Raw genomic sequence first — 22,722 nt, forward strand, 5'->3', positions numbered from 1 at the left:
GCTGCCAACAATTTGAAAAATATAACAAATTTGTGACAGAACCATGCTTTTGGCAAGCTTGGATTAACCATGCCGTGTTCCCATGTCAGATACAGCGGCAATGCTGTGATCGGCACTCATGAAAACGGGAACCGCCGTCATGAACAAGGACATGGAAATGATGCTGAGAGGCTACGGCCTCACCACCGCCCAGATATTCTATCGCCTGCCGGACCATCCGCTGGTTCTCCAGACCTATGTCTGGCAGGACTACGATCTGGCACCGGATTTCCCCGAAATGCACGGCTTCCTCAAATTCTGGCAGGAAAAGCTGGATGGACCGCTGCACTCCGTCCGCTATGTGCATCGGCAGGTCATCTCGGCACAGGAATGGCGCGCGCTCAAAGGGGAGTTCATCATCCACTGAGCTGCCACGCCACATAAACATTGCGCCGACCACCTTTGCGGCTTACAGCAGACGTCAACTGAAGACGCTGACGGATAAGGCACGATGACGAAGAACCAGAAGATCGACGAAGAGGCGCTTGCCGAGGCCTATAACCGCGCGCTCTCGCTTGAAAAAGCCGGCGATGTGGATGCGGCGGTGAAGGCCTATGAAGAGGTTCTCGCCATCGATCCGGACGATCACGGCGGCGCGGCCGTGCGCATCGCCGCCATGGGCCGGGGCGAAACCCCGCCAAAGGCGCCGGACGCCTATGTCGAGACCCTTTTCGACCAGCATGCCGAAGCCTTCGAGGACATCCTTGTCGAACAGCTCGGTTACGCCGTGCCGATGATGGTGCGCCAGCGGCTGCAGACGCTGAACCTCGGCCCTTTCAAGCGCCTGCTCGACCTCGGCTGCGGCACCGGCCTCACCGGCGAAGCGCTGCGCGACATGGCCGACGACATTACCGGCATCGATATTTCCGAAAACATGGTCGAGATCGCCCATGAGAAGGATCTCTACGAGACGCTCTACGTCGCCGAGGCCGAGGACTTCCTCGAGGACAATGACGACGAACCCTTCGACATCATCACCGCAACCGACGTGCTGCCCTATCTCGGCGCGCTGGAACCGCTGTTTTTCGGCGCCGCCGAAAACCTTGAGGCCGGCGGCCTGCTGATCTTCTCGTCGGAAACCTTGCCTGAAGCGACCATGGCCGGACGTCCCTATATGGTCGGCCCGCACCAGCGTTTCGCCCATGCGGAAACCTATGTCCGCGAAAGACTGGCCGCCACCGGTTTCGAGATTGTCGAAGTGAGCGACATCAATGTGCGCATGCAGGACGGCAATCCGACCCCCGGCCACCTGGTGATCGCCAAGCTGAAGGGCTGACGCCCCAACATCGCCGCTTGTTTCCTCTCCCCTCTCGGGGAGAGGGTGAAAGACCTACCCGCTCGGCATGCATCGGAGGTCGCTGACGGCGGCATGTCATGAATCAATCTCTCAGCAACATCCGCCAGCGGATTGAAGAGATTCACGTTTCAAAGCGATCAGCTCGCCTTCGGCCGCCAGACGATATCCGCGACCTTGAGTTTCTTCGGCACGATCTTCAGATCGTAAAACTCGTCGGCAAGCGCCTGCTGATAGGCGATGGCTTCATCCGGGACCAGCGAGACCCGTCCGAGATCGGCGCCGGGGCGCGTCAGCGAGACCTTGGTGACATCCTCGGGAACGCCGGTGATGGCCGCCAGCGATTTCGCGGTCTCGTCAATATTGGCCTGCGCCTTCACACCCACATTCGCCAGTTCCTTGAGGATCAGCGGCACGAGATCGGGATTGGCCTCCACGAAATCGCCATTGGCGAGAAAATAACTCCAGGGATCGACGATACCCTCGGCGCTTGCAAGAACCCGCGTTGTCGGCTCCTTTTCCGCCACGGCAAAATAGGGATCCCAGATCGACCAGGCATCGATGCTGCCGCTGCGGAAGGCAGCCGCCGCATCCGGCGGCGCAAGGTCGACGGGGGTGATGTCATTCAGGGTCAGCCCCGCCTTCCGCAATGCCTTGACGGTGACGTTGTGGGCGCTGGAGCCGCGCTTGAAGGCCACCTTCCGGCCCTTCAGATCCTCCAGCGTTTTCAGCGGCGAATCCTTCTGCACCAGGATTGCCGAACCGCCGGCCGCCGCCTTGTAGGTGCCGACATACCGCAGATTGCCACCGGCCGCCTGCGCAAAAAGCGGCGGCACATCGCCGGTCGGCCCGATATCCAGCGCGCCGGCACCCAGCGCTTCGAGAAGCGGCGGACCGGAAGAAAACTCCGACCATTTGACCTCGATGCCGCGATCCTTCAACAGCGCCTCGAGCGCACCCTGGCTTTTCGCCAGCGCGATCACGCCGTTCTTCTGCCAGCCGATCCGCAACGTGGTTGTCGCAGCGCCCGCCCGCCTTATATGCGGCAGAAACACCGCCCCCGTTGCCCCCGCAATCAGTCCCAATGTTCCGCGTCGTGTGACCATAAGAATATCCCTCGCTTTGGCGATGTTTCGACATTAAAAGCGTAGATATTCGAGAGAATTTATCAAAATCCCGCTTTGCGCGAAGGCCGCGTGAAGAGAATTGGATATGCGAATTTGCCCCTGCAGGCGGAATAAGATTGTCACGCCGCCGGGAAGCGGATTCAACCGCGCCGGCCGGGCGACAGGCCAATAAGGCGCTTCAACACTCCCGAAATACCGCCCCAAAACAAAAATGCCCTCTCCGGCAGCGGAAAGGGCATTGCTCAAAGGCGTGATCAGCCGGGGATCATTCTTCGCCGGACTTCGGATTGTCCAGCAGCATGTAATCGAGCGGCAGTTCCGTCGTATATTTGATCTGTTCCATCGCGAAGGCGGAGGAGACGTCGCGAATTTCGATCTTGGCGATCATCCGCTTGTAGAAGGCGTCATAGGCGGCAATATCCGGCACGACGACGCGCAGCAGGTAATCGACATCACCGCTCATGCGGTAAAATTCGACGACCTCCGGAAATTCGGATACCACTTCCGAAAAGCGCTTCAGCCATTCGATGGAGTGGGAGGCGGTGCGGATGGAGACGAAAACCGTAACCTTGGTGTTGACCTTGCCCGGATCGAGCAAGGCCACGCGCCGGCGAATGACGCCGTCCTCCTCCATCTTCTGGATACGCCGCCAACAGGGCGTCGTGGAAAGGCCAACCTTTTTCGCCAGATCGGCGACGGCCAGCGTGGAATCCTCTTGCAGAATGCGCAAAATCTTACGGTCAAGGCGATCCAATGCGTCTGTCCTCCTGAATTAATTTCCTTTCAATACACTAATTTTTACAGAAAAACAGAAAATTGTTTCACTAAATCCGCATTTCCACATGTTGCCGCAGAACCGGGAGCAGGTCCTGGGTGAACCATGGGTTCTTTTTCAGCCAGCCGGTGTTGCGCCAGCTGGGATGCGGCAGGGGAAAAATGCCGGGGCCGGAATTGGCATGCAGATAGCTGCGCCAGTCCTGCACGGTTTCGGTCATGGTTTTGCGCCGCCTTTCGCCCAGGTGAAAGGCCTGCGCATATTGGCCGATGGCGAGGATCAGCTCCACCTGCGGCATCTCCGCCATTACCCGCTCACGCCATGACGGCGCACATTCGCGCCGCGGCGGCAGGTCGCTGCCCTTGTCGTCATAACCGGGAAAACAGAAACCCATGGGCACGATGGCGAAACGCTCCGGATCGTAAAACGTCTCGCGGTCCACATCCAGCCATTGCCGCAACCTGTCGCCGGAGGCGTCATTAAAGGGCAATCCGCTTTCATGCACGCGCAGCCCCGGCGCCTGCCCGGCAATCAGGATACGGGCTTTCCGCGACAGGATGACCACCGGCCGCGGTTCGTGCGGCAGGCGATCGGCCACTCCCTTCGCCGGGTCGTCGCGACAGATGCGACAGCGGGCGATCTCGCTGCGCAGCGCGTCCAGCCCGTCGTCAAGTCGCGGCATCGGCCAGTCCGTTTCAGCCATGATCCCACCCCAGAAGATGGCGGATGATGGTCAGGAACCCTGCCGCCGGCGTTTCCATATCCGCCGCGCGGTGCTCGCGCCGCCATTCGGAAGGTTTTTCGAACTCTCCCGCCCATATGCCGCGCGCCTGCCGCCGGGCGGCCGCCTGTTCGGCGGAAAACTGGAAATAACCGGAGGCGACGGCGAAACCCTCCGACACCATCTCCCGGGAAATATCCCTGCCCCCGGCCGCGCAATAGACGAGCAGCCGCCCGTAACGGTCTCTGGAACTGCCGGAACAGGAAAAATCGGCCGGCTCGGCCAGGCGTTGAAGAACCCGGCGCGCTTCTTGCCCGCACGGCCAGCTTTCGCCATTGCGCCGGCATGTCTGGGCAAGCTCGGGCGCATCGATGCCGAGCAGCCGGAACCGCTCCTCGCCCTTTGACAGCGTGTCGCCGTCGATCACGAAGAAACGGCCGTCATGGGTCTCGCTGTTGATCTGGTCGAGCTTGGCGGCGATGAGAATACCGAGGAAAACCGTGGCGAGAAACAGGCCGCCGTCGCGGACTGCCGAAAAACCCCTGCGCCTGCCTCCGTTTCGTCCCATGTAACAACAAACCCTTGTCAGAAATGGCAAACAAATCCTTTCACGGCAGCATCTTCTTAAGATTTTGCGCGTAGTCTGCAAGCGTTCATGTCACCCGCGTTGTAACAATGAGTAAAAGCGTCAGCACGTCCACCGACAAGATCATCGTCGACCGGTCGAAAAAACACCGCAACAAGGCGGTTTTTGAGGCGGTGAAGACGACGCGTGAACGCCTGCAGCAGGGTGCCGGCGCCAGCGACGCCTATGAACGCGAAATGCTGACCATGCACATCGCCGAAGCCCTTCAGGGCGCGATGATCATGCCGCTCTTCATCGTGCTCGCCTCCGTCATCGGCCTTTACGTCACCCGCGACATAGGCCTTGTCATCTGGTCGCTGATGGCGTTGAGCTTCCACGCCCTGTCGCTGATGCTGGCCAAACGGGCCGCGAAACAGGAAATCACGGCCGATAATCTCCTGCATTGGAAAAACCTTTTCCTCGGCATGCAGATTCTCATCGGCTGCGCCTGGGCCATGTTCGCACTGGCGGAACCGGCCCGCAACGATCCGACGCTGGTGCTTTTCTTCAAGGGCGCGACGCTGCTGATCGCGCTTTCGCTCACCGCCATGGCCAATTTCATGCTGCGCCGGGCGACCTTCATGACCTTTCTGCCGGTGTTGGCCGCACTTTGCGTCACCTCCGCCTTCTCGCGCGATCCCTTCGATGTCGGCCTGGCGCTGATGTTCGGCATGGCGATCCTTTTCTGTCACCGCATCACCAGCCGGCTTTACCAGACCAGCGTCAAGCTCCTTTCGTCGCAGACGGAAAAGGACGACCTGATCGCCGAACTCGAAGTCGCCAATTCGGTTTCGGACGAGGCGCGGCGGCGGGCGGAAGAGGCCAATCTGGCCAAGTCGCGCTTCCTCGCCTCCATGTCGCACGAACTCAGAACGCCGCTCAACGCCATTCTCGGCTTCTCCGAAGTCATGGCGTCCGAAGTTCTGGGGCCGCTCAACAACCCGCTCTACAAGGAATATTCCGGCGATATTCACCGTTCCGGCCAGCATCTGCTCGATCTCATCAACGAAATCCTCGACCTCTCACGCATCGAGGCCGGCCGTTACGACCTCAACGAAGAAGCGATCTCGATGCTGGAAATCGCCGAGGACTGCATCGGCATGATCCAGCTGCGCGCACGCGCCAAGAATATCAGGATTTCCCAGCAGTTCGAAAACAGCCTGCCGCAGGTCTGGGCCGATGAAAAGTCGATCCGCCAGGTCATCCTCAACCTGCTGTCCAACGCCGTGAAATTCACACCGCAGGGCGGCGAAATCCTTGTGAAAGCAGGCTGGACGGCGGGTGGCGGCCAATATGTGTCAATCAAGGATAACGGTCCCGGCATTCCCGAAGACGAAATTCCGATTGTCCTGTCGGCTTTCGGTCAGGGATCGATCGCCATCAAGAGCGCCGAACAGGGCACCGGCCTTGGCCTGCCCATCGTTCAGGCCATTCTCGCCAAACATGACGGCCAGTTCATCCTGAAGTCGAAACTGCGCGAAGGCACCGAAGGCATCGCCATCCTGCCGGCAAGGCGTGTGTTGCAGAGCCTGCCGGCCGTGGAAGAAACCCACGCGATCCAGCCGCGCCGCCGGTCCTTCGCATGAGGTCTGAAACCCTCAGAAGAACAGCGTCGCCACCAGCGAATAAAGCACGAAAAATCCGTTCGCCATCAACAAGCAAAAAACGGCAAAGGAGCCGAGATCCTTGGCGTGCCGACCGACCGAGGAAATTTCCGGTGAGATGCGATCCACCAGCTCCTCGATTGCCGTATTGAGCGCCTCGACGGAAAACAGCAGCAGCATCAGCACGGTAAAGACGAGAAGATGCGCAAACGGTGCGCCGACGATGAGAAGCAGGGCCAGCCCGACGCCAAAAGCGAGAACCTCGTGCCGGAACGCCGCTTCCTGCCACAGCCGGCCAAGCCCCTGCACCGAATAACGGGCAGCGGCAAAAAGATGCCGCCAGCCTTTTTCCTTGCGGAAGGCTGGCTCGTTCTGCTTCTTTTCCGGCATCGCGTCCATCTTTGACCTCAATGATCGGTACGGGGGCTGATGCGGGTGTCCACACCCGCCGCTTCAAAAGTCGCCATGCCGGAATGGCAGGCGGCCGCAGCCTTGACGATGCCGGCGGCAAGCGCCGCCCCTGTCCCTTCGCCCAGCCGCATGCCAAGCGCCAGAAGCGGCGTCTTGCCAAGCTTTTCGATCGCGGCCAGATGGCCGGGCTCGCCCGAGACATGACCGATCAGGCAATGATCCAGCGCCGAAGAATTGGCGGCCTTGAGGAGAGCGGCTGCGGCCGTCGCCACATAACCGTCGATCAGCACGGGAATGCGCTGCACGCGGGCGGCAAGGATGGCGCCGGCAATCGCCGCAATTTCGCGTCCACCGAGACGGCGCATGATTTCCAGCGGATCGGACAGGTGGTCCCTGTGGAACTCCACCGCAGCCTTCACCGCCGCGATCTTGCGGGCCATGACTTCGCCTTCCGATCCCGTACCGGGACCGGTCCATTCTTCCGCAGTGCCGCCATAGAGCGCGAGATTGATCGCCGCCGCAATCGTGGTGTTGCCGATGCCCATTTCACCGACACAGAGAAGATCGGTGCCGCCGGCAATCGCTTCCATGCCGAAGGCCATGGTGGCGGCGCAGTCGCGCTCCGACAGCGCCGGCTCGCAGGTGATGTCGCCGGTCGGATAATCGAGCGCCAGATCGAAGATCTTCAGGCCGAGGTCGTTCGCCACGCAGATCTGGTTGATGGCCGCACCGCCGGCCGCAAAATTTTCCACCATCTGCTGGGTCACGGAAGTCGGATAGGGCGTAACGCCATGACGGGTGACGCCATGATTGCCGGCGAAAATCGCCACCAGCGGACGGGTGACGGCGGGCGAACGACCGGACCAGGCGGCCAGCCACATGGCGATTTCTTCGAGGCGGCCGAGTGAACCGGCAGGCTTGGTCAGCTGCGCATTGCGCTCCTTGGCCGCCACCAGCGCGTGCGTATCCGGGCCGGGAAGCTCGCGCAACAACGCGCGGAAATCGTCGAAGGGCAATCCGCTCATGCTCATGATATCGGTCTCTCTCATAGCCGGCTTGGCTTTCGCATCGGCTCATGCGTCCGGAAACTTGTGTTTTCCGGCAAATCGGTCTTTGTTGCGCCTCTCATAATCGCGGATGCGCCGCGGAACAACCGGAAATGCAGTGACGGCAACGGAGAGAGCATGAAGGCCCGGGATTTTATAACAGATGTCATGCATTCCGTTGCCTTTCTCAGCCGTCTGCCGGTACCCGCGCGATTTTTCCAAGATGCCGACGGCGTGTCGATGCGCCGCACCGCCCGCGCCTTTCCCGCCGCCGGCCTGCTGATCGCTCTGCCCGCCGCTTTCCTGGTGGTGATGTTTACGAGCTTCGATGCATCGCCACAGCTCACCAGCTGGCTCGCCATAGCCCTCGCCGCGCTCATGACGGGCGCGCTGCATGAAGACGGGCTGGCCGACACGGCAGACGGTTTCGGCGGCGGCAGGGACAAGGCGCGCATGCTCGAGATCATGAAGGACAGCCGCATCGGCAGCTATGGCACGATCGCCATGGTCCTCTCCTTCGCCCTGCGCGCCACGGCGCTCGGATCACTGGTCGAAACCCTGCCCGGCAAGACCGCCGCCGCCGGCCTGATCGCCGCGCTTGTGCTGAGCCGCGCCCTGATGGTGTGGCACTGGCAGTCCCTGCCGGCGGCCAAGACCTCCGGCATCGCCGCCGGCGCCGGCCAGCCCGGGCCAGGCGAGCGCAACGTCGCGCTCACGATCGGGGGGCTGCTCTTCATCCTGTTCACGCTGCACGCCCTGCCTCTCCTGTCGATTGCCCTCGTGCTGGCGGCAGCCGTGCTGGCGGCGCTGCTGTTCGCCAGGCTCTGCGAAAGGAAGATCGGCGGCCATACCGGCGACACCATCGGCGCCAGCCAACAGATCACGGAGATCGTTACTCTCGTCGCTCTTGCCCTTACGGCGTAACGGCCTGATATAGATCACCATGGAAACACCCTGCATCCATATCTGTCGCCTGGACGCCAGCAACAGCCTCTGCATCGGCTGCGGCCGCACGCTGGATGAAATCGGCGGCTGGGCAGGCTATAGCGACGGGAAGCGCCGCGCGATCATGCGGGTACTGCCGCAGAGACTGGCAGATTTGCGCGAGACGGCCAAGGAGACACATACCGCATGAACAGGCTGACCATCGTTCTCCTCCTGCTGGCCGTGGGTCTTGGCCTGCTTCTCATGAATCACGACGGCGGCCGCACGCTCGGCATCGACAATGATCAATTCGCCCACGTTCTTTATCTTCTGCCCATTGCCGGCCTCCTGTCGGCAGGTATTCTGGCGGGACGGCGCGGCAGTTTCGGCACCGTCATCCGCCAGCTCGCCGTCTGGCTCGTCATCATCCTCGGCCTTGTTTCCCTCTATCTCTATCGCTACGACCTGCAATCCTTCGGCGACCGGCTGCTTGGCGGCCTGATGCCCGGCCGCGCCGTAGTGGTAACCACGGCAGGCGGCGAACAGGAGATCGTTCTGCATAAATCGATGAGCGGCCATTTCGAGGCGAATGTCGGCGTCGAAGGCCGGACGATCCACATGCTGGTCGATACCGGCGCGAGTTCCGTGGTGCTCGCCAATGCGGACGCCGCGGCCATCGGTATCGACACCGGCAGCCTGCGTTATACCGTGCCGGTCATGACCGCAAACGGCCGCACGGCGGCAGCCCCCGTTACGCTCTCCGAAATCGGCATCGGCCCTATTGTCAGACGCGACATCCCCGCCCTCGTGGCGCAGGATGGCCAACTGGACCAGAGCCTGCTCGGCATGAGCTTCCTGTCGACGCTCGGTTCGCTGCAGATGCAGACGGACGAATTGCGGTTGCGGGATCGATAGGCGCAGGGATCAGGAAGCCCGCCTTCGCACTCTCGCCCGGGTCATCGGCAGCGGAAAGGAAATACTCCGTTGCGGGCGCAACGGGGATGTTCTTTTCACGCCGACCGGCCGAGGCAGGGCTTTGCCCCCTTGATTCCTTCCCATTTGATAATTTATGTTGGGCTTGTTCTCAGGGCGGGGTGTAATTCCCCACCGGCGGTATCGGGATGTTCCCGGAGCCCGCGAGCGCTTCCGGTCTCCAAAGCCGGAAGGTCAGCAGATCCGGTGAGAGGCCGGAGCCGACGGTATAGTCCGGATGGAAGAGGACAAGGCATTAAGACGCCCGCGCGTGAGCGGGCTTCGCATTGCATTGTTCGCCCAAGGGATATTTGGCGCTTCTTGAAGCGCGAAGATGCCGCAAACCGGCATAACCCTTGAAAGGCTTGATAGAAAATGACCATTGCTAGAATTGAAGACGCGATCGAAGCCATTTCCCGTGGCGAGATGGTGATTGTGGTTGACGACGAAGACCGCGAAAATGAAGGCGATATCATCGCCGCCTCCGACAGCATCACGCCACAGCAGATCGCCTTCATGATGAACCATGCGCGCGGGCTGGTCTGTGTCGCCATGCCGGGCGAGCGTCTGGATGCCCTCGACATTCCGCTGATGGTGTCGCGCAATACCGAATCCCTCAAGACGGCCTTTACCGTCTCGGTGGACTATATTCCGGGCACCACCACAGGCATTTCCGCCGCCGACCGGGCAAAGACCGTGCGCGCGCTGGTATCGGAAGATTCGCGCCCGGATGATTTCGCCCGCCCCGGCCACATCTTCCCGCTACGCGCCAACCCGCAGGGCGTCCTTGGCCGCACCGGCCACACCGAAGCCGCCGTGGACCTCTGCCGCCTCGCCGGGAAATTCCCGTCCGGCACCATCTGCGAAGTCGCCAATGACGACGGCACCATGGCCCGCCTGCCGCAGCTCGAAGTCTTCGCCGAACGCCACGGCCTGCTCGTCGTGACGATCAAGGACCTTGTTGCTTACCTCAAGGGCGAAGTTGTCGAAGACGTGGTGCAGAAGCAGGTTGCGTGAGCTGCTGCTTGTGATGTGAATACGAAAACGCCCGGCGCGAGCCGGGCGTAATGCTTGTGAAACCGTCTGGCTTCTCCTCTTCCGTCATGCCGGACTTGATCCGGCATCCAGCCACGGCGCGTCTGCGCCGTGAGAAGAGTCTTTTGCGATCAAAGACTTGATCGCACTGGACCCCGGATCAAGTCCGGGGTGACGGAGGGAAAAAGCCGCGTCAACCTGGCCCATAGGTCTGGCGCCCTATCATCCATCTCAGCGCTAACGCGCCAAAACCCTACCAGCAGCAGAAACCGCCATCCACCAAGAGATCCACGCCCGTCACGAAGCTCGCCGCATCCGACAGCAGGAAGATCGCAGGCCCGACCATTTCATCGACGCCCGCCATGCGCTGCATCGGCGTCTGCTCTTCGAAGAGCTTGGTCTGGTGCACCATTTCCGGCCGCGTGTTCATCGGCGTCGCCGTATAACCCGGCGAGATGGTGTTGACGCGAATGCCGCGTCCCACCCACTCCATCGCCATGGATTTCGACATGTGGATGACGCCGGCCTTCGAAGCGTTGTAATGGCACTGCATCAGCCCGCGATTGACGATGACGCCGGACATGGAGGCAATGTTGACGATCGCGCCACGGCCGTTCTTCAGCATGGCATTGGCTTCCGCCTGGCAGGACAGGAAAACACCCTTCAGGTTGATGTCCATCATCGTCTGGAACTGGCTTTCCTCCATCTCCTCGGCCGGATTGGCATTGGCGATGCCGGCCGCATTGACGGCGAGCGAAAGCGCGCCAAGCTCGGCCTCGGTGCGCGCAACCGCTTCAGTCAATGCCTGCTTGCTGGTGACGTCAGCCGCAATCTGGATCGACTTGCGCCCGGCCTTGGCGATGAAATCGGCCGTCTGCGCCAGACCGTCATCGGTGCGGCGATCGAGCAGCGCGACATTGGCGCCCGACTGGGCAAGCCCCATGGCGATCCGCTGGCCGATGCCGGAGCCGGCGCCGGTGACAAGCGCCACCTGGCCGGAAAGATCGAACAGTTTCGGCGCGTTGAGTGTGATGGTGGACATCTGTATTTCCTTCTTCAGATGGTTGCCAGTTCCATGACCGAGACGTCGTTTGCTTCGTCGCGGTTGAGGATGCCGGCCTGTTTTCCCTGCGCCAGAACGAGGATGCGGTTCGATACGCCCAGCACCTCTTCCAGATCGGAGCTGACGACGATGACGGCCACGCCGTCCTTCGCCAGACCGACAATGATATCGTAAATGCCCGCGCGCGCGCCGACATCGATGCCGCGCGTCGGCTCGTCCAGCACCACCACGCGCGGATTGCGGGCAAGCCATTTGGCGATGACCACTTTCTGCTGGTTACCGCCGGAAAGATCCGACGCCGGCTGTTCGCTGCGACCCTTCACCCCGAATTCGGCGATGGCTTCTTTTGTAAAGGCGCGCTTGATGCGCGGCGTGATCCAGCCGGTGCCGACGCGGTCGAGATTGGCATAGATCAGGTTTTCACCGATCTCGTGCTCCACCACCAGCCCCTGCAATTTGCGGTCTTCCGGCACCATGACGATGCCCTTGGCGATGGCGTCCGCCGGGCTTTTCAGCGTCAGCACCTTGCCATCCAGCAGCACCTCACCCGCACTCGTCGGATCGGCGCCGGAAATGGCCCGCACCAGCTCGGTTCGCCCCGCGCCGATCAGACCGGCGATACCGAGGATTTCGCCGGCGCGAACGCCGAAGCTGATATCGCGGAAGGCATTATTCGCGCCGGTCAGCCCCTTGACCTCCAGCACCATCTTGTCCTGCGGCTCCGGCAGCGCCGGGAACAGGCGCTCCAGCGAGCGGCCGACCATGCTTTCAACAATGGTGCGCACCGGCGTCGCGCTATCGGCAAATTCATGCACCCGCTCGCCATCGCGCAACACCACGATGCGGTCGGTGATCTGTTTGATCTCTTCCATACGGTGGGAAATATAGATGATGCCGACGCCCTCGGCGCGCAGCTTGCGCACCTGCTCGAACAGCGCCTGCGTTTCCGCACCGCCAAGCGCCGCCGTCGGCTCATCGAGGATCAGAAGTTTCGCATCCAGCGCCAGCGCCTTGGCGATTTCGATCAGCTGCTGGTTGGCGGTCGAAAGGCCGGCCACCTTGCGGGTGGCGGGAATGTGGAGATTGAGGCGCGCCAGCTGTTGCTGGGCTCTGCGCACCATCTCGGCACGGTCGATAACGCCGTTCTTCATCGGCCAGCGGCCGATAAACACGTTTTCGGCGATGGACAGCTCCGGCAGAAGCTTCAATTCCTGATGAATGAGGACGACACCTTTGTCGATCGCCTCGCGCGGGGACGACGGCGCATAGGGCTGCCCAAGCCATGTCATCTTGCCCTCGGACGGCTCACGCGAACCAGCGATGATGCCTGACAGCGTGGATTTGCCCGCGCCGTTTTCACCCAGCAACGCCACCACTTCGCCCGCATAGACGTCGAGATCGACGTTCTTCAGGACTTCAAGCGGACCGTAACGTTTGCTGATGCCACGGAGCGAAAGAACCGGCTCGCGCATGACAGGACCTCCAGGGACGTGACCGGCAGCGGGAATGTCCAGAGCCTTGCGTCCGAAATAAGACAAACCAATGAATGCCCCGCGCATCCGATGGGACGCGCGGGGTAGATACATCAGGGATGGTTGGCGATGAAGCCTTCGACATTGTCCTTGGTCGTCAGCGTCGCATCGGAGAGCTGCACGGCCGGAACCTTCTCACCGCCGACGATCTTGACGGCCATCTCGACAGCCATGCGGCCCATCTTCTGGGTCTGCTGCGTTGCGGTCACATCGAAGACGCCGTTCTTCAGCGCCTCAAGGGCTGCCGTATCACCGTCGAAGCCGCCAACGACGATCTTCTGCGAAGGGTTGGCGACCTTGATCGCCTGGGCAGCGCCGAGCGCCAGACCGTCGGCCTGGGCAAAGACGATGGAAACATCCGGATTGGCCTGCAGCATGTTCTGCATGATCTGGAAGCCTTCATCCTGGCTCCACATGTTGGACCACTGTTCGGCAACAATCTTCACGCCGGAATTGGCGTTTACCGATTCCATGCAGCCCTTGGTGCGGTCGACTTCCGGTGTCGTGCCCTTCTGGCCATGGATGATGACCATCTTGCCCGAACCGCCGGCCTGCTTGATGATGTAATCGCAGACCGCCTTGGCGGAAGCGACGGAATCGGTGGCGAGGAAGGTATCGCCCGGCGCGCCGTCGGCATTGCGGTCGATATTGATGACCGGAACCCCGGCGGCCTTGGCAAGCTTTACCGGAACGGTCGCGGCGGCGGCGCCGGCCGGAATATAGATCAGCGCATCGATGTTCTGGGTCAGCAGATCCTGTATCTGGTTCACCTGCGTCGGGCCATCGCCCTTGGCGTCGACGGTGACGACGGCAATGCCGCGCGTCTTGGCTTCGGCTTCAACGGCCTGCTTGATCTGGTTGAAGAAGTTCGCCTGCAGATTGGCGACGGCAAGGCCGATCTTCTTGACTTCGGCGGCATTGGCCTGGCCGAGCGACATGGCGAGAAGGGCGGCGGATGTCAGCAGAATGCGTGAAAATTTCATGATTATTCCTCCATTTGTTGATTGTTGACCTTCGGGCAGATCGAACCTCCTCCCCTCCGGCCGTTTTTCACGCCTCCCATGCCGGGAGGGTCGTTTATTGCGCGGACGGCTCTTCGCCGTCCGCAGGCAAATTCAGCTTCTGCGGCGACGCAAGGTTTCAGCACCCACGGCCAGCACGATGACCACGCCGATGATGACCTGCTGCAAAAAGGGAGAAACGTTGAGCAGATTGAGGCCGTTGCGCAGCACGCCGATGATCAGCACGCCGATCAGGGTGCCGCCAATACCGCCCGCACCGCCCGAAAGCGAGGTTCCGCCGATGACGACAGCCGCAATCGTATCCAGCTCGTAACCGAAGCCGCTGGAGGGCTGCACCGAGTCGAGACGTGCCGCAAGAACGATGCCGGCAAGACCGGCCAGAACCGCGCAGGCGACATAAACGCAGATCGTCACCAGCGGCACGTTGATGCCGGCAAGACGCGCCACTTCCGGATTGCCGCCCACCGCATAGACGGTGCGGCCTTCGGAACGAAAACGCAGGAACGCCCAGGAAATCAGCACCACGACCAGCATCAGCAGCACGGTTGCCGTCAGCACGCCGAAATGACGCTCAATCGCCAGCATCATGAACCAGTCGGGAAAACCGACGATCTGCTGCCCATCGGTGATCATGTTGGCAAGACCGCGCGCCACCGACATCATAGCCAGCGTGGCAATGAAGGCCGGCACCCGGAAGGCGGTGACGAGAATGCCGACCACGAGCCCGCAGGCGGCAGAGGCGACGAGCGCCAGCACGATGGCCATGCCCATCGGCATGCCCGCGACATTGGCCGTCCAGCCCATGATCATCATCGACAACGCCAGCACCGAGCCGACCGACAGATCGATGCCGCCGAGCAGGATCACGAAGGTCATGCCGACGGCCATGATACCGAGAACGGTGATCTGATCGAGAATGTTGAGGCCGTTCCTGAGCGACAGGAAGTTCTCGCTGGCGAAGGTCAGAAACACGCAGAGCAGCAGCAAACCCAGAAGAGGTCCGGTCGCGCCGCTCAGCCAGGCAAGCGGGCTCCTGGCGTGCGTGACCCCCTCGTTGCGTTCAATCGCGGACATGGCTCCTCCCGGTGACTGTCTTGCATTTTTTAAACCGATTAGAATAATTATTCATCATCGGTGAAACATGCATAAGCCAGTTGAGAGAAGCTTGTCAATAGGGCGTTAATGGCGGAAAGGACCCTGCGGAGGATAGGATGGCTGGCGACTTACGTTCTCACCCTCATTCCTGTGCTTGTCACAGGAATCCAGCAGACGCGCGTCTGCGCGGCGGAAAGACTCCTTTCAGCCCAATGACTTGGGCTGACTGGATCCCTGTGACAAGCACAGGGATGAGGACGCCGCGAATACCCTTCCCCATGAAAAATTCTGCGGCACCGGAACAGAGCGGCTTGGGGCGAAACAAGAGAATCCGCAATTCCATCTTGACAGAAACGCCATCTCTGCAATTATATAAATAGCTGTATAAATATTCACATGCATGTTTTGAAGAGGATTCCATGCAGCCCACAGAGCTAGAGCGCATTGCGCGCCAGATTCGCCTTCGCGACGTACAGGCTGTTTTCGAAGCGGGTGCGGGCCATGTCGGCGGCGAAATGTCCGCGATCGACATCATGACGGCCCTTTATTTCCGTGTCCTGCGCATCTGGCCGGATGATCCGAAGAACCCTGCCCGCGACCGTTTCGTGCTTTCCAAGGGCCATACGGCCTGCGCGCTTTATGTGACGCTGGCCAAGCGCGGTTTCATCCCGGAAGAGGAAATATCGACCTTCCTGCAGCCGAATTCGCGCCTCAACGGCCATCCGAACTGTAACAAGGTGCCGGGTGTGGAAACCAATACCGGCCCGCTCGGTCACGGGCTGCCGGTTGCCGTCGGCATGGCCAAGGCGGCCAAGCTTTCCGGTGCGGACTACCACACCTATGTCATGACCGGTGACGGCGAGATGCAGGAAGGCTCCAACTGGGAAGCCATAATGTCCGCTGCGCAATTCGGCCTCAACAATCTGACGCTGATCGTCGATCACAACCGCTTCCAGCAGGGTGCGGCGCTTGCGGAAACCAACGATGTCGCGCCGCTTCGCCCGAAGCTCGAGGCTTTCGGCTGGGAAGTCAGCGAAATCAACGGCAACGCCATGGCGGACGTCGTGCCGGCGCTGGAGCATCGCGGCGACCGCCCGCATTGCATCGTCGCTCACACCAACAAGGGTCACGGCATTTCCTTCATGCAGGACCGCGTCGACTGGCACCATAAGGTTCCGAGCCGGGAACAATATGAAATCGCCGTCAAAGAACTTTCGGAGACCTTGTGATGAACGCGCCCGTAACCGCCGCAAAATTGTATGACTGCCGCGATGCCTTCGCCGAGACGCTGGAGGCGCTGGCCGCCGGCAATGACAGGGTCGTCGCCATCTGCAACGATTCGGTCGGCTCCTCGAAGCTCGGCGGCTTCAAGTCGAAATTCCCCGAGCGCCTCGTCAATGTCGGCATTGCCGAACAGAATATGGTCGGCGTCGGCGCCGGTCTCGCCAATGGCGGCCAATTACCCTTCGTCTGCGGCGCATCGTGCTTCCTCACCGGCCGCGCACTGGAGCAGATCAAGGCCGACCTTGCTTATTCCAACGCCAATGTGAAGCTGATCGGCATTTCGTCGGGCATGGCCTATGGCGAACTCGGCCCGACGCATCATTCCATCGAAGATTTCGCCTGGACCCGCGTTCTGCCGAACCTGCCGGTCATCGCTCCCTGCGACCGCATCGAAACGGCCGCCGCCGTCAAATGGGCGGCGGATTATGCCGGCCCATGCTTCCTGCGGCTGTCGCGCGTCGGCGTGCCGGATCTGCTGCCGGAAGGCCATGTCTTCGACCTCGGCCGCGCCAATCTGCTGCGTGAAGGTTCCGATCTGACGCTGATCGCCAATGGCACGCTGACCCACCGCATCGTCAAGGCCGCCGATATTCTTGCCAGCCGCGGCGTCAAGGCGCGGGTGCTGAACATGGCGACCGTGCGACCCATCGACGAGGCGGCCATCGTCACTGCTGCGAAGGAAACCGGCGCGATCCTGACGGCCGAAGAACATTCGATCTTCGGCGGCCTCGGCTCCGCCATTGCCGAAGTCGTGGTCGATCAAGCCCCGGTGCCGATGAAACGTCTCGGCGTTCCCGGCGTCTTTGCCCACACCGGTTCGGCCGAATGGCTGCTGGATGAATTCGGCATGGCGCCGGCCGCCATTGCCGATGCGGCCGAAGCGCTGATCAAGAGAAAATAAGGTCTCCTCCCAGAGTCGTCGCGTGTCTTCGGATGCGCGGCGACACCCTTTTTGCAATATCGTCGTTTAATCGCCGCAAGGCGGAACGAAAACTGCCGACGAAAGACCTCCGTCATGCGCGCCATTTTGTCCATCGATCAGGGCACCACCAATTCCAAGGCCATTCTCGTCTCGGAAAGCGGAGAGTTGCTGGCGCGCGGCTCATCACCCGTCGGCATTACCTATCCGCAGCCCGGCTGGGTGGAACAGGATCCGAACCGCATCTGGGCCTCGGTCCGTGAAGCGATTTCCGCCTGCCTCGCCGCCGCCCCCTCTGCGATCGATGTCGCGGCCATCGCCATTTCCAACCAGCGCGAATCCGTCACCATATGGGATGGCGAGACCGGCGAGCCGCTCGGCCCGGTGCTCAGCTGGCAGTGCCGAAGAACGGCGCAGGACTGTGCTGAGCTGATCGAGAAAGGCCATTCCGAGCACGTCATGGCGCTGACCGGCCTGCCGATCGACCCGATGTTTCCCGGCGCAAAAATGCGCTGGCTGCTGGAGCGTGCCCCGAAGGGGCATAGGCTCCGCATCGGCACCATCGATAGCTGGCTGATCCATTGCTTTACCGGCGGTAAAGTCCATGCCTGCGACGCCTCCAACGCCGCCCGCAGCCAGGTGCTCGATCTCAACCGGCAGGTCTGGAGCGAGGAGCTTTGCGAGCTCTTCGGCATCGATATCAACGCCCTGCCGGACCTACGCGACAGCAGCGGCGATTTCGGCACCACATCGGGCGTTCCCGGTATCAAGGACGGCACACCGATCCTCGCCGCAATCGGCGACAGCCACGCAGCCCTCTTTGGCCATGGCGCCTTCAACCCCGGCGACGGCAAGGTCACTTTCGGCACCGGCTCATCTGTGATGACCACTCTGCCGCATTTCATCGCGCCCGAACGCGGCATTACCACCACGGTCGCATGGCGGCTCGGCGGCAAGCCGACCTTTGCCTTTGAAGGCAATATTCTCGTTTCGGCAGCCTCCCTGCCCTGGATGACGGAGATTCTCGGCCTGCCGGATGTCGCCGCGCTGGTGGAACTCGCCGCCACTGCCGGGCCAAACGGCCCCGGTTTCGTGCCGGCCTTCGTCGGCCTTGGAGCGCCCTATTGGGATACCAATGCGCGCGCCCTGTTCTCGCAGATCAATTTCAGCACCACGCGTGCCCAGATGGCCCGCGCCGTCACTGACTCGATTGCCTTTCAGGTCCATGACGTCTTCGCCGCCATGCGCGCGCAGTCGCCTTCGGGTTTTGGACGGCTGTTCGTGGATGGCGGGCCGAGCCAGAACCGTTTCCTGATGCAATGCGTTGCCGACATGCTGCAACACCCCATCATCCAGCGCGACGCGCCGGAAGCCTCGGCACTGGGTGCCGCCTATCTGGCCGGCCTTGCCCTCGGTGTCTGGAGCGATCTCGATGCCATCGCGGCGTTGAACAGCAACGGCAACACCATCGTGCCATCCGCCAGCGAAAACAGCCGGCGGCTCAGCGTCTGGCGCGATGCGATTGCCCGCTCGACCTTGCCTGTAACCTCGGGTAATGGTGAATAAAAATTCACCCTGGAGGGCTTATGGGCAGGCTAAACGAACTTCGAATGATATCCCGCGTGGCGCAGATGTATTTCAGCGAGCACAAAAGGCAGGCGGAAATTGCGCAGCATCTCAACCTGTCGCAGGCCACCGTCTCGCGCATGTTGAAGCGTGCCGAGGCGGAAGGCATCGTCCGCACCAGCATCATTCCGCCGCCCGGCACCTATAGCGATCTGGAAGCGCAGCTGCGCGAACGTTTCGACCTGCCGGAAGCCATCGTTGTCGATTGCAGCGAGGATCGCGACGGCGCGATCATGGCCCGCATCGGTGAAGCGGCGGCGCATTTTCTCGAGGTGACGCTGTCGCAGAACGAGATCATCGGCGTTTCCAGCTGGAGCCAGACGATCTTCAAGATGGTGGAAAACATCCACCCGCTGAAAGGGTCGAAGGCGCGCTACATCGTGCAGACACTGGGCGGCATGGGCGATCCTTCCGTGCAGACGCACGCGACCCAGATCACCACCCGGCTGGCGCGGCTGACCGAGGCCGAACCGAAACTGCTGCCGGTGCCGGGCGTCGCCACCTCGCGGGAAGCGAAGCTCCTGATGCTCGCCGATCCCTTCGTGCGCGAAACCATCGATCTCTTCGGGTCCATCACGCTCGCCATCGTCGGCGTCGGTGCGGTCGAGCCGTCGGAACTTCTCGCCCGTTCCGGCAACATCTTTTCCGCCAAGGAACTCGCCGATCTCGCCCAGGCGGGTGCGGTGGGCGACATATCGCTGCGGTTCTTCGACAGGCAAGGCAAACCGGTGAAGACGCCGCTCGACGACCGGGTCATCGGCCTGCCGCTGGAAAACCTCTCCAATGTCGACCGCGTCATTGCGCTCGCCGGCGGCTCGAAAAAGACCGAGGCCATTGCCGGCGCGCTCAGAACCGGTGTGATCGACGTGCTCGTCACCGACAAATTCACTGCCGAACGACTGGTCGGCCAGGAAACATAGCCATATCCCATAAAGGAGGAGACATGAGGCGCTTTGAAGGTCAATCCGTATTCGTGACCGGAGGCAACAAGGGCATCGGTTACGGCATAGCCCGCCGTTTTGCCGAGGAAGGCGCAAAAGTCGCCATCGCCTCAGTCGACAGGGACACGCAGGACGCCGCCCAAAAACTGGCCGACGAAACCGGCTCTGTCACCCATGGCGTCATCCTCGATGTGCGCGACGCGGCAGCGGTGCGCGAGGCCTATGGCGCTGCCGAGGAGGCGATCGGTCCGCTCTCCATCTCCGTCCAGAACGCCGGCGTCATCACCATTTCCAAGATCGAGGAGCTGACGCAGGAACAGTGGGATTTCAATCTCGACGTCAACACCAAGGGCGCTTTCCTCTGCTGCCAGGAGGCGATCCGCCGCTTCCGCGCAAGCGGCACCAGAGGCCGCCTCGTCAACACCGCCTCCGGCCAGGCACGCCAGGGCTTCATCTATACCCCGCATTATGCCGCTTCCAAATTCGGCGTTATCGGCCTGACGCAAAGCCTTGCCAAGGAACTGGCGCCGGAGGGCATCACCGTCAACGCCATTTGCCCGGGCATCATCCATACTGAAATGTGGGACTATAACGACCGTGTCTGGGGCCAGATGCTTGGCGATTACAAGCCCGGCGAATTGATGGCCGAATGGGTACGCAACATTCCCATGCGTCGCGCCGGAACGCCCGCCGAAGTGGCCGCACTGGTGGCGTTTCTGGCCTCCGAGGATGCGGCATATATCACCGGCCAGACGATCAACGTCGATGGCGGTTTGATCATGTCGTAAGGCTTGTTTGGAAACTGGCGCGCGCTCCGATCTCCCTCATCCCTGTGCTCGTCACAGGGATCCAGCCAGCCCAAGCCCTTGGGCTGAAAGGACTCTTCCCGCCGCGCAGACGCGCGTCGGCTGGATTCCTGTGACAAGCACAGGAATGAGGGAGGTGACCCCGGCGATCAGTTGCGCAGCCGATACCCCGTCCTGAACATCCAGCCCACAACGCCAAGGCACAGCGCCAGGAACAGCGTGATCATGGCGAGGCTGATGACCGGATTGACGTCGGCAATCTCGTAAAAACTCCAGCGGAAGCCGCTGATGAGATAAAGCACCGGATTGAAATGGCTGACCGTCTGCCAGAAGGGCGGCAGCATGTCGATGGAATAGAAGCTGCCGCCAAGGAAGGTCAAGGGCGGCACCACCAGCATCGGAATGAGGTTCAGCTGCTCGAAATTCGTCGCCCATATGCCGATGATGAAACCGAACAGGCTGAAACTCACCGCCGTCAGCACGAAGAACAGGATCATCATGAACGGATGGGCGATGGTGATATCCACGAAGAAGGAGGCTGTTATCAGGATGATCGTGCCGATCATCAGCCCCTTGGTCGCCGCCGCCCCGACATAACCCGCGACGATTTCCGTCATTGCCACCGGGGCGGAGAGGATTTCGTAGACCGTACCGGTGAATTTCGGAAAATAAATGCCGAAGGAACCGTTGGCGATACATTGCGTCAGCAGCGTCAGCATGATGAGGCCGGGCGTTATGAACGCGCCATAGGAAACACCGCCAACTTCCTGAATCCGTGAACCGATTGCTGTTCCGAACACGATGAAGTAGAGCGAGGTGGAAATGACCGGCGACACCACGCTCTGCAGCAGGGTGCGCCGCGTGCGCGCCATTTCGAACAGATAGATGGACTTGATGGCTTCGAAATTCATGCCTGGTCTCCCACCAGCGAAACGAAGATATCCTCAAGCGAACTCTGCCGCGTGGAAATATCCTTGAAATGGATGTTGGCGGCAAAAAGTGCAGCCAGAACATCGGCAATGCGGCCCTGCTCGCCATTATCCTCGATTTCATAGGTAATGGTGCAGCCATCCTCGGAAAGCGTGAGGCCGAAGGGCGAGAGACTTTCCGGCAAAGTCGCCACCGGCTGGGAAAGCGCGAGGAAAAGCTGCTTGCGGCCGAGTTTTTTCATCAGCGCCGTCTTCTCCTCCACCAGCAGCAGCTTGCCGCCATTGATGACGCCCACCCGGTCGGCGATTTCTTCCGCCTCTTCGATATAATGCGTCGTCAGGATGATGGTGACGCCTTTGGAGCGCAAATCGGCGACGACGTTCCACATGTCGCGGCGCAGCGCCACATCCACACCGGCGGTCGGCTCGTCAAGAAACAGTACCTTCGGCTCATGCGCCAGCGCCTTGGCGATCAGCACACGCCGTTTCATGCCGCCGGAAAGCTCCCGCAACATGTTGTCCTTCTTGTTCCAGAGCGACAGGGATTTGAGGATGCGCTCGATCAGTTCCGGGTTCTTCTTCTGTCCGTGCAGGCCGCGCGAAAAACTGACGGTGTTCCACACCGTCTCGAACTGGTCGGTGGTCAATTCCTGCGGCACGAGGCCGATCAGCGCTCGCGTCTGGCGGAAATCCTTGACCACATCATGCCCGCCGACGAGTACCGAGCCTCCGCCCGGATTGACGAGACCGCAGACGATGGAGATCAGCGTCGTCTTGCCGGCGCCGTTCGGGCCGAGGAGGGCGAGGATTTCCCCTTCCCTGATATCGAGGCTGATACCTTTGAGCGCCTGAAAGCCATTTGCGTAGGATTTTGTCAGATTCCGTATCGAAACAATGGCATTCATGGCGAATCTTTCGAAAAACCGAGTAAG

General features: G+C 61.2%; 24 protein-coding genes and 1 riboswitch. Of the genes, 12 read left to right on the top strand and 12 right to left on the bottom strand.

Translation table 11 applies throughout. From position 1 onward, the window contains the following. The first annotated feature begins 139 nt into the window (after positions 1–139). Positions 140–406, top strand: coding sequence for an usg protein (locus ACI2KA_RS00600; protein ID WP_174057312.1), 267 nt, complete (start codon positions 140–142; stop codon positions 404–406). A gap of 84 nt (positions 407–490) precedes the next feature. After that, positions 491–1,315, top strand: a complete 825-nt coding sequence (locus tag ACI2KA_RS00605; protein ID WP_404498313.1) for a methyltransferase domain-containing protein — start codon at positions 491–493, stop codon at positions 1,313–1,315. A gap of 158 nt (positions 1,316–1,473) precedes the next feature. Here ACI2KA_RS00605 and ACI2KA_RS00610 read toward each other — a convergent pair whose 3' ends face one another. The 4 genes from ACI2KA_RS00610 to ACI2KA_RS00625 all read right to left on the bottom strand — a co-directional run bounded on the left by ACI2KA_RS00610 (position 1,474) and on the right by ACI2KA_RS00625 (position 4,524). Continuing rightward, positions 1,474–2,439: an aliphatic sulfonate ABC transporter substrate-binding protein gene (locus tag ACI2KA_RS00610; RefSeq protein WP_404498315.1), complete on the bottom strand. Its 966-nt coding sequence runs from the start codon at positions 2,437–2,439 to the stop codon at positions 1,474–1,476. Between the two features lie 286 nt (positions 2,440–2,725). After that, positions 2,726–3,214, bottom strand: a complete 489-nt coding sequence (locus ACI2KA_RS00615; protein ID WP_065115978.1) for an Lrp/AsnC family transcriptional regulator — start codon at positions 3,212–3,214, stop codon at positions 2,726–2,728. 70 nt (positions 3,215–3,284) lie between these two features. Further along, entirely contained in the window at positions 3,285–3,938 is a 654-nt protein-coding gene (locus ACI2KA_RS00620) for a uracil-DNA glycosylase family protein (RefSeq protein WP_404498317.1), read from the bottom strand. Further along, the gene (locus ACI2KA_RS00625; RefSeq protein WP_404498319.1) at positions 3,931–4,524 is read right to left on the bottom strand and encodes a thermonuclease family protein; all 594 of its coding nucleotides are present in this window, start codon (positions 4,522–4,524) and stop codon (positions 3,931–3,933) included. Before ACI2KA_RS00625 ends, ACI2KA_RS00620 begins: the two co-directional genes overlap by 8 nt. A 107-nt stretch (positions 4,525–4,631) precedes the next feature. On the opposite strand from ACI2KA_RS00625, the gene pdhS2 reads away from it, so the two are divergent. Next, positions 4,632–6,167, top strand: a complete 1,536-nt coding sequence (gene pdhS2 / locus ACI2KA_RS00630; RefSeq protein ID WP_404498321.1) for a two-component system sensor histidine kinase PdhS2 — start codon at positions 4,632–4,634, stop codon at positions 6,165–6,167. A gap of 12 nt (positions 6,168–6,179) precedes the next feature. Here the strand turns inward: pdhS2 and ACI2KA_RS00635 are convergent, their stop codons facing one another. Next, positions 6,180–6,584 carry a diacylglycerol kinase gene (locus tag ACI2KA_RS00635; RefSeq protein ID WP_404498323.1) on the bottom strand — a complete coding sequence of 135 codons (405 nt, stop codon included), beginning with the start codon at positions 6,582–6,584 and terminating at the stop codon, positions 6,180–6,182. A gap of 8 nt (positions 6,585–6,592) precedes the next feature. Continuing rightward, complete coding sequence (gene cobT / locus ACI2KA_RS00640) at positions 6,593–7,627, bottom strand: nicotinate-nucleotide--dimethylbenzimidazole phosphoribosyltransferase (protein WP_404498325.1); 1,035 nt, start codon at positions 7,625–7,627, stop codon at positions 6,593–6,595. A gap of 153 nt (positions 7,628–7,780) precedes the next feature. Between cobT and ACI2KA_RS00645 the strand changes: the two genes are divergently transcribed. The 4 genes from ACI2KA_RS00645 to ribB all read left to right on the top strand — a co-directional run bounded on the left by ACI2KA_RS00645 (position 7,781) and on the right by ribB (position 10,555). Continuing rightward, a complete protein-coding gene (locus ACI2KA_RS00645) occupies positions 7,781–8,566 on the top strand; it encodes an adenosylcobinamide-GDP ribazoletransferase (RefSeq protein ID WP_404498327.1) in 786 nt (261 codons plus the stop codon). Between the two features lie 19 nt (positions 8,567–8,585). Continuing rightward, a complete protein-coding gene (locus ACI2KA_RS00650) occupies positions 8,586–8,777 on the top strand; it encodes a DUF1289 domain-containing protein (RefSeq protein WP_404498329.1) in 192 nt (63 codons plus the stop codon). Continuing rightward, positions 8,774–9,481 (top strand): TIGR02281 family clan AA aspartic protease, encoded by a 708-nt coding sequence (locus tag ACI2KA_RS00655; protein ID WP_404498331.1) that lies wholly within the window; start codon positions 8,774–8,776, stop codon positions 9,479–9,481. Before ACI2KA_RS00650 ends, ACI2KA_RS00655 begins: the two co-directional genes overlap by 4 nt. A 161-nt stretch (positions 9,482–9,642) precedes the next feature. Next, positions 9,643–9,792, top strand: a riboswitch (FMN riboswitch). Between the two features lie 121 nt (positions 9,793–9,913). Then, positions 9,914–10,555 carry a 3,4-dihydroxy-2-butanone-4-phosphate synthase gene (gene ribB / locus ACI2KA_RS00660; RefSeq protein WP_404498333.1) on the top strand — a complete coding sequence of 214 codons (642 nt, stop codon included), beginning with the start codon at positions 9,914–9,916 and terminating at the stop codon, positions 10,553–10,555. A 271-nt stretch (positions 10,556–10,826) separates the two neighbouring features. On the opposite strand, the gene ACI2KA_RS00665 is transcribed toward ribB, so the two are convergent. From ACI2KA_RS00665 to ACI2KA_RS00680, 4 genes are all read right to left on the bottom strand, one after another. Beyond that, positions 10,827–11,615, bottom strand: coding sequence for an SDR family oxidoreductase (locus ACI2KA_RS00665; protein ID WP_065115987.1), 789 nt, complete (start codon positions 11,613–11,615; stop codon positions 10,827–10,829). A 14-nt stretch (positions 11,616–11,629) separates the two neighbouring features. Then, positions 11,630–13,108 carry a sugar ABC transporter ATP-binding protein gene (locus ACI2KA_RS00670; protein WP_404498335.1) on the bottom strand — a complete coding sequence of 493 codons (1,479 nt, stop codon included), beginning with the start codon at positions 13,106–13,108 and terminating at the stop codon, positions 11,630–11,632. 113 nt (positions 13,109–13,221) lie between these two features. Next, positions 13,222–14,151: a sugar ABC transporter substrate-binding protein gene (locus ACI2KA_RS00675; protein WP_404498337.1), complete on the bottom strand. Its 930-nt coding sequence runs from the start codon at positions 14,149–14,151 to the stop codon at positions 13,222–13,224. A 132-nt stretch (positions 14,152–14,283) separates the two neighbouring features. Beyond that, positions 14,284–15,264 (bottom strand): ABC transporter permease, encoded by a 981-nt coding sequence (locus tag ACI2KA_RS00680; RefSeq protein WP_404498339.1) that lies wholly within the window; start codon positions 15,262–15,264, stop codon positions 14,284–14,286. Positions 15,265–15,704: 440 nt separating this feature from the next. On the opposite strand from ACI2KA_RS00680, the gene ACI2KA_RS00685 reads away from it, so the two are divergent. The 5 genes from ACI2KA_RS00685 to ACI2KA_RS00705 all read left to right on the top strand — a co-directional run bounded on the left by ACI2KA_RS00685 (position 15,705) and on the right by ACI2KA_RS00705 (position 20,843). Beyond that, the gene (locus tag ACI2KA_RS00685) at positions 15,705–16,514 is read left to right on the top strand and encodes a transketolase (protein ID WP_404498341.1); all 810 of its coding nucleotides are present in this window, start codon (positions 15,705–15,707) and stop codon (positions 16,512–16,514) included. Next, positions 16,514–17,470, top strand: coding sequence for a transketolase family protein (locus tag ACI2KA_RS00690; RefSeq protein WP_404498343.1), 957 nt, complete (start codon positions 16,514–16,516; stop codon positions 17,468–17,470). The genes ACI2KA_RS00685 and ACI2KA_RS00690 overlap by 1 nt, the downstream gene beginning before the upstream one ends. Before the next feature lie 114 nt (positions 17,471–17,584). Beyond that, positions 17,585–19,054: an FGGY family carbohydrate kinase gene (locus ACI2KA_RS00695; protein ID WP_404498344.1), complete on the top strand. Its 1,470-nt coding sequence runs from the start codon at positions 17,585–17,587 to the stop codon at positions 19,052–19,054. Positions 19,055–19,074: 20 nt separating this feature from the next. Next, positions 19,075–20,034 carry a sugar-binding transcriptional regulator gene (locus tag ACI2KA_RS00700; protein ID WP_404498346.1) on the top strand — a complete coding sequence of 320 codons (960 nt, stop codon included), beginning with the start codon at positions 19,075–19,077 and terminating at the stop codon, positions 20,032–20,034. 23 nt (positions 20,035–20,057) lie between these two features. After that, positions 20,058–20,843, top strand: coding sequence for an SDR family oxidoreductase (locus ACI2KA_RS00705; RefSeq protein WP_404498348.1), 786 nt, complete (start codon positions 20,058–20,060; stop codon positions 20,841–20,843). Between the two features lie 167 nt (positions 20,844–21,010). On the opposite strand, the gene ACI2KA_RS00710 is transcribed toward ACI2KA_RS00705, so the two are convergent. Together ACI2KA_RS00710 and ACI2KA_RS00715 are read right to left on the bottom strand one after the other, a co-directional pair. Continuing rightward, positions 21,011–21,772: an ABC transporter permease gene (locus tag ACI2KA_RS00710; RefSeq protein WP_404498349.1), complete on the bottom strand. Its 762-nt coding sequence runs from the start codon at positions 21,770–21,772 to the stop codon at positions 21,011–21,013. After that, positions 21,769–22,695 carry an ABC transporter ATP-binding protein gene (locus ACI2KA_RS00715; protein WP_404498351.1) on the bottom strand — a complete coding sequence of 309 codons (927 nt, stop codon included), beginning with the start codon at positions 22,693–22,695 and terminating at the stop codon, positions 21,769–21,771. The genes ACI2KA_RS00710 and ACI2KA_RS00715 overlap by 4 nt, the downstream gene beginning before the upstream one ends. Between the last annotated feature and the right edge of the window lie 27 nt (positions 22,696–22,722).

Source organism: Agrobacterium sp. NPDC089420 (assembly GCF_044900305.1).
Taxonomy (GTDB): domain Bacteria; phylum Pseudomonadota; class Alphaproteobacteria; order Rhizobiales; family Rhizobiaceae; genus Agrobacterium.

Coding starts and splice junctions, on each gene's coding strand:
- ACI2KA_RS00600 (WP_174057312.1), top strand. CDS start 140: ATGAACAAGGACATGGAAATGATGCTGAGAGGCTACGGCCTCACCACC.
- ACI2KA_RS00605 (WP_404498313.1), top strand. CDS start 491: ATGACGAAGAACCAGAAGATCGACGAAGAGGCGCTTGCCGAGGCCTAT.
- ACI2KA_RS00610 (WP_404498315.1), bottom strand. CDS start 2,439: ATGGTCACACGACGCGGAACATTGGGACTGATTGCGGGGGCAACGGGG.
- ACI2KA_RS00620 (WP_404498317.1), bottom strand. CDS start 3,938: ATGGCTGAAACGGACTGGCCGATGCCGCGACTTGACGACGGGCTGGAC.
- ACI2KA_RS00625 (WP_404498319.1), bottom strand. CDS start 4,524: ATGGGACGAAACGGAGGCAGGCGCAGGGGTTTTTCGGCAGTCCGCGAC.
- pdhS2 (WP_404498321.1), top strand. CDS start 4,632: ATGAGTAAAAGCGTCAGCACGTCCACCGACAAGATCATCGTCGACCGG.
- ACI2KA_RS00635 (WP_404498323.1), bottom strand. CDS start 6,584: ATGGACGCGATGCCGGAAAAGAAGCAGAACGAGCCAGCCTTCCGCAAG.
- cobT (WP_404498325.1), bottom strand. CDS start 7,627: ATGAGCATGAGCGGATTGCCCTTCGACGATTTCCGCGCGTTGTTGCGC.
- ACI2KA_RS00645 (WP_404498327.1), top strand. CDS start 7,781: ATGAAGGCCCGGGATTTTATAACAGATGTCATGCATTCCGTTGCCTTT.
- ACI2KA_RS00650 (WP_404498329.1), top strand. CDS start 8,586: ATGGAAACACCCTGCATCCATATCTGTCGCCTGGACGCCAGCAACAGC.
- ACI2KA_RS00655 (WP_404498331.1), top strand. CDS start 8,774: ATGAACAGGCTGACCATCGTTCTCCTCCTGCTGGCCGTGGGTCTTGGC.
- ribB (WP_404498333.1), top strand. CDS start 9,914: ATGACCATTGCTAGAATTGAAGACGCGATCGAAGCCATTTCCCGTGGC.
- ACI2KA_RS00665 (WP_065115987.1), bottom strand. CDS start 11,615: ATGTCCACCATCACACTCAACGCGCCGAAACTGTTCGATCTTTCCGGC.
- ACI2KA_RS00670 (WP_404498335.1), bottom strand. CDS start 13,108: ATGCGCGAGCCGGTTCTTTCGCTCCGTGGCATCAGCAAACGTTACGGT.
- ACI2KA_RS00675 (WP_404498337.1), bottom strand. CDS start 14,151: ATGAAATTTTCACGCATTCTGCTGACATCCGCCGCCCTTCTCGCCATG.
- ACI2KA_RS00680 (WP_404498339.1), bottom strand. CDS start 15,264: ATGTCCGCGATTGAACGCAACGAGGGGGTCACGCACGCCAGGAGCCCG.
- ACI2KA_RS00685 (WP_404498341.1), top strand. CDS start 15,705: ATGCAGCCCACAGAGCTAGAGCGCATTGCGCGCCAGATTCGCCTTCGC.
- ACI2KA_RS00690 (WP_404498343.1), top strand. CDS start 16,514: ATGAACGCGCCCGTAACCGCCGCAAAATTGTATGACTGCCGCGATGCC.
- ACI2KA_RS00695 (WP_404498344.1), top strand. CDS start 17,585: ATGCGCGCCATTTTGTCCATCGATCAGGGCACCACCAATTCCAAGGCC.
- ACI2KA_RS00700 (WP_404498346.1), top strand. CDS start 19,075: ATGGGCAGGCTAAACGAACTTCGAATGATATCCCGCGTGGCGCAGATG.
- ACI2KA_RS00705 (WP_404498348.1), top strand. CDS start 20,058: ATGAGGCGCTTTGAAGGTCAATCCGTATTCGTGACCGGAGGCAACAAG.
- ACI2KA_RS00710 (WP_404498349.1), bottom strand. CDS start 21,772: ATGAATTTCGAAGCCATCAAGTCCATCTATCTGTTCGAAATGGCGCGC.
- ACI2KA_RS00715 (WP_404498351.1), bottom strand. CDS start 22,695: ATGAATGCCATTGTTTCGATACGGAATCTGACAAAATCCTACGCAAAT.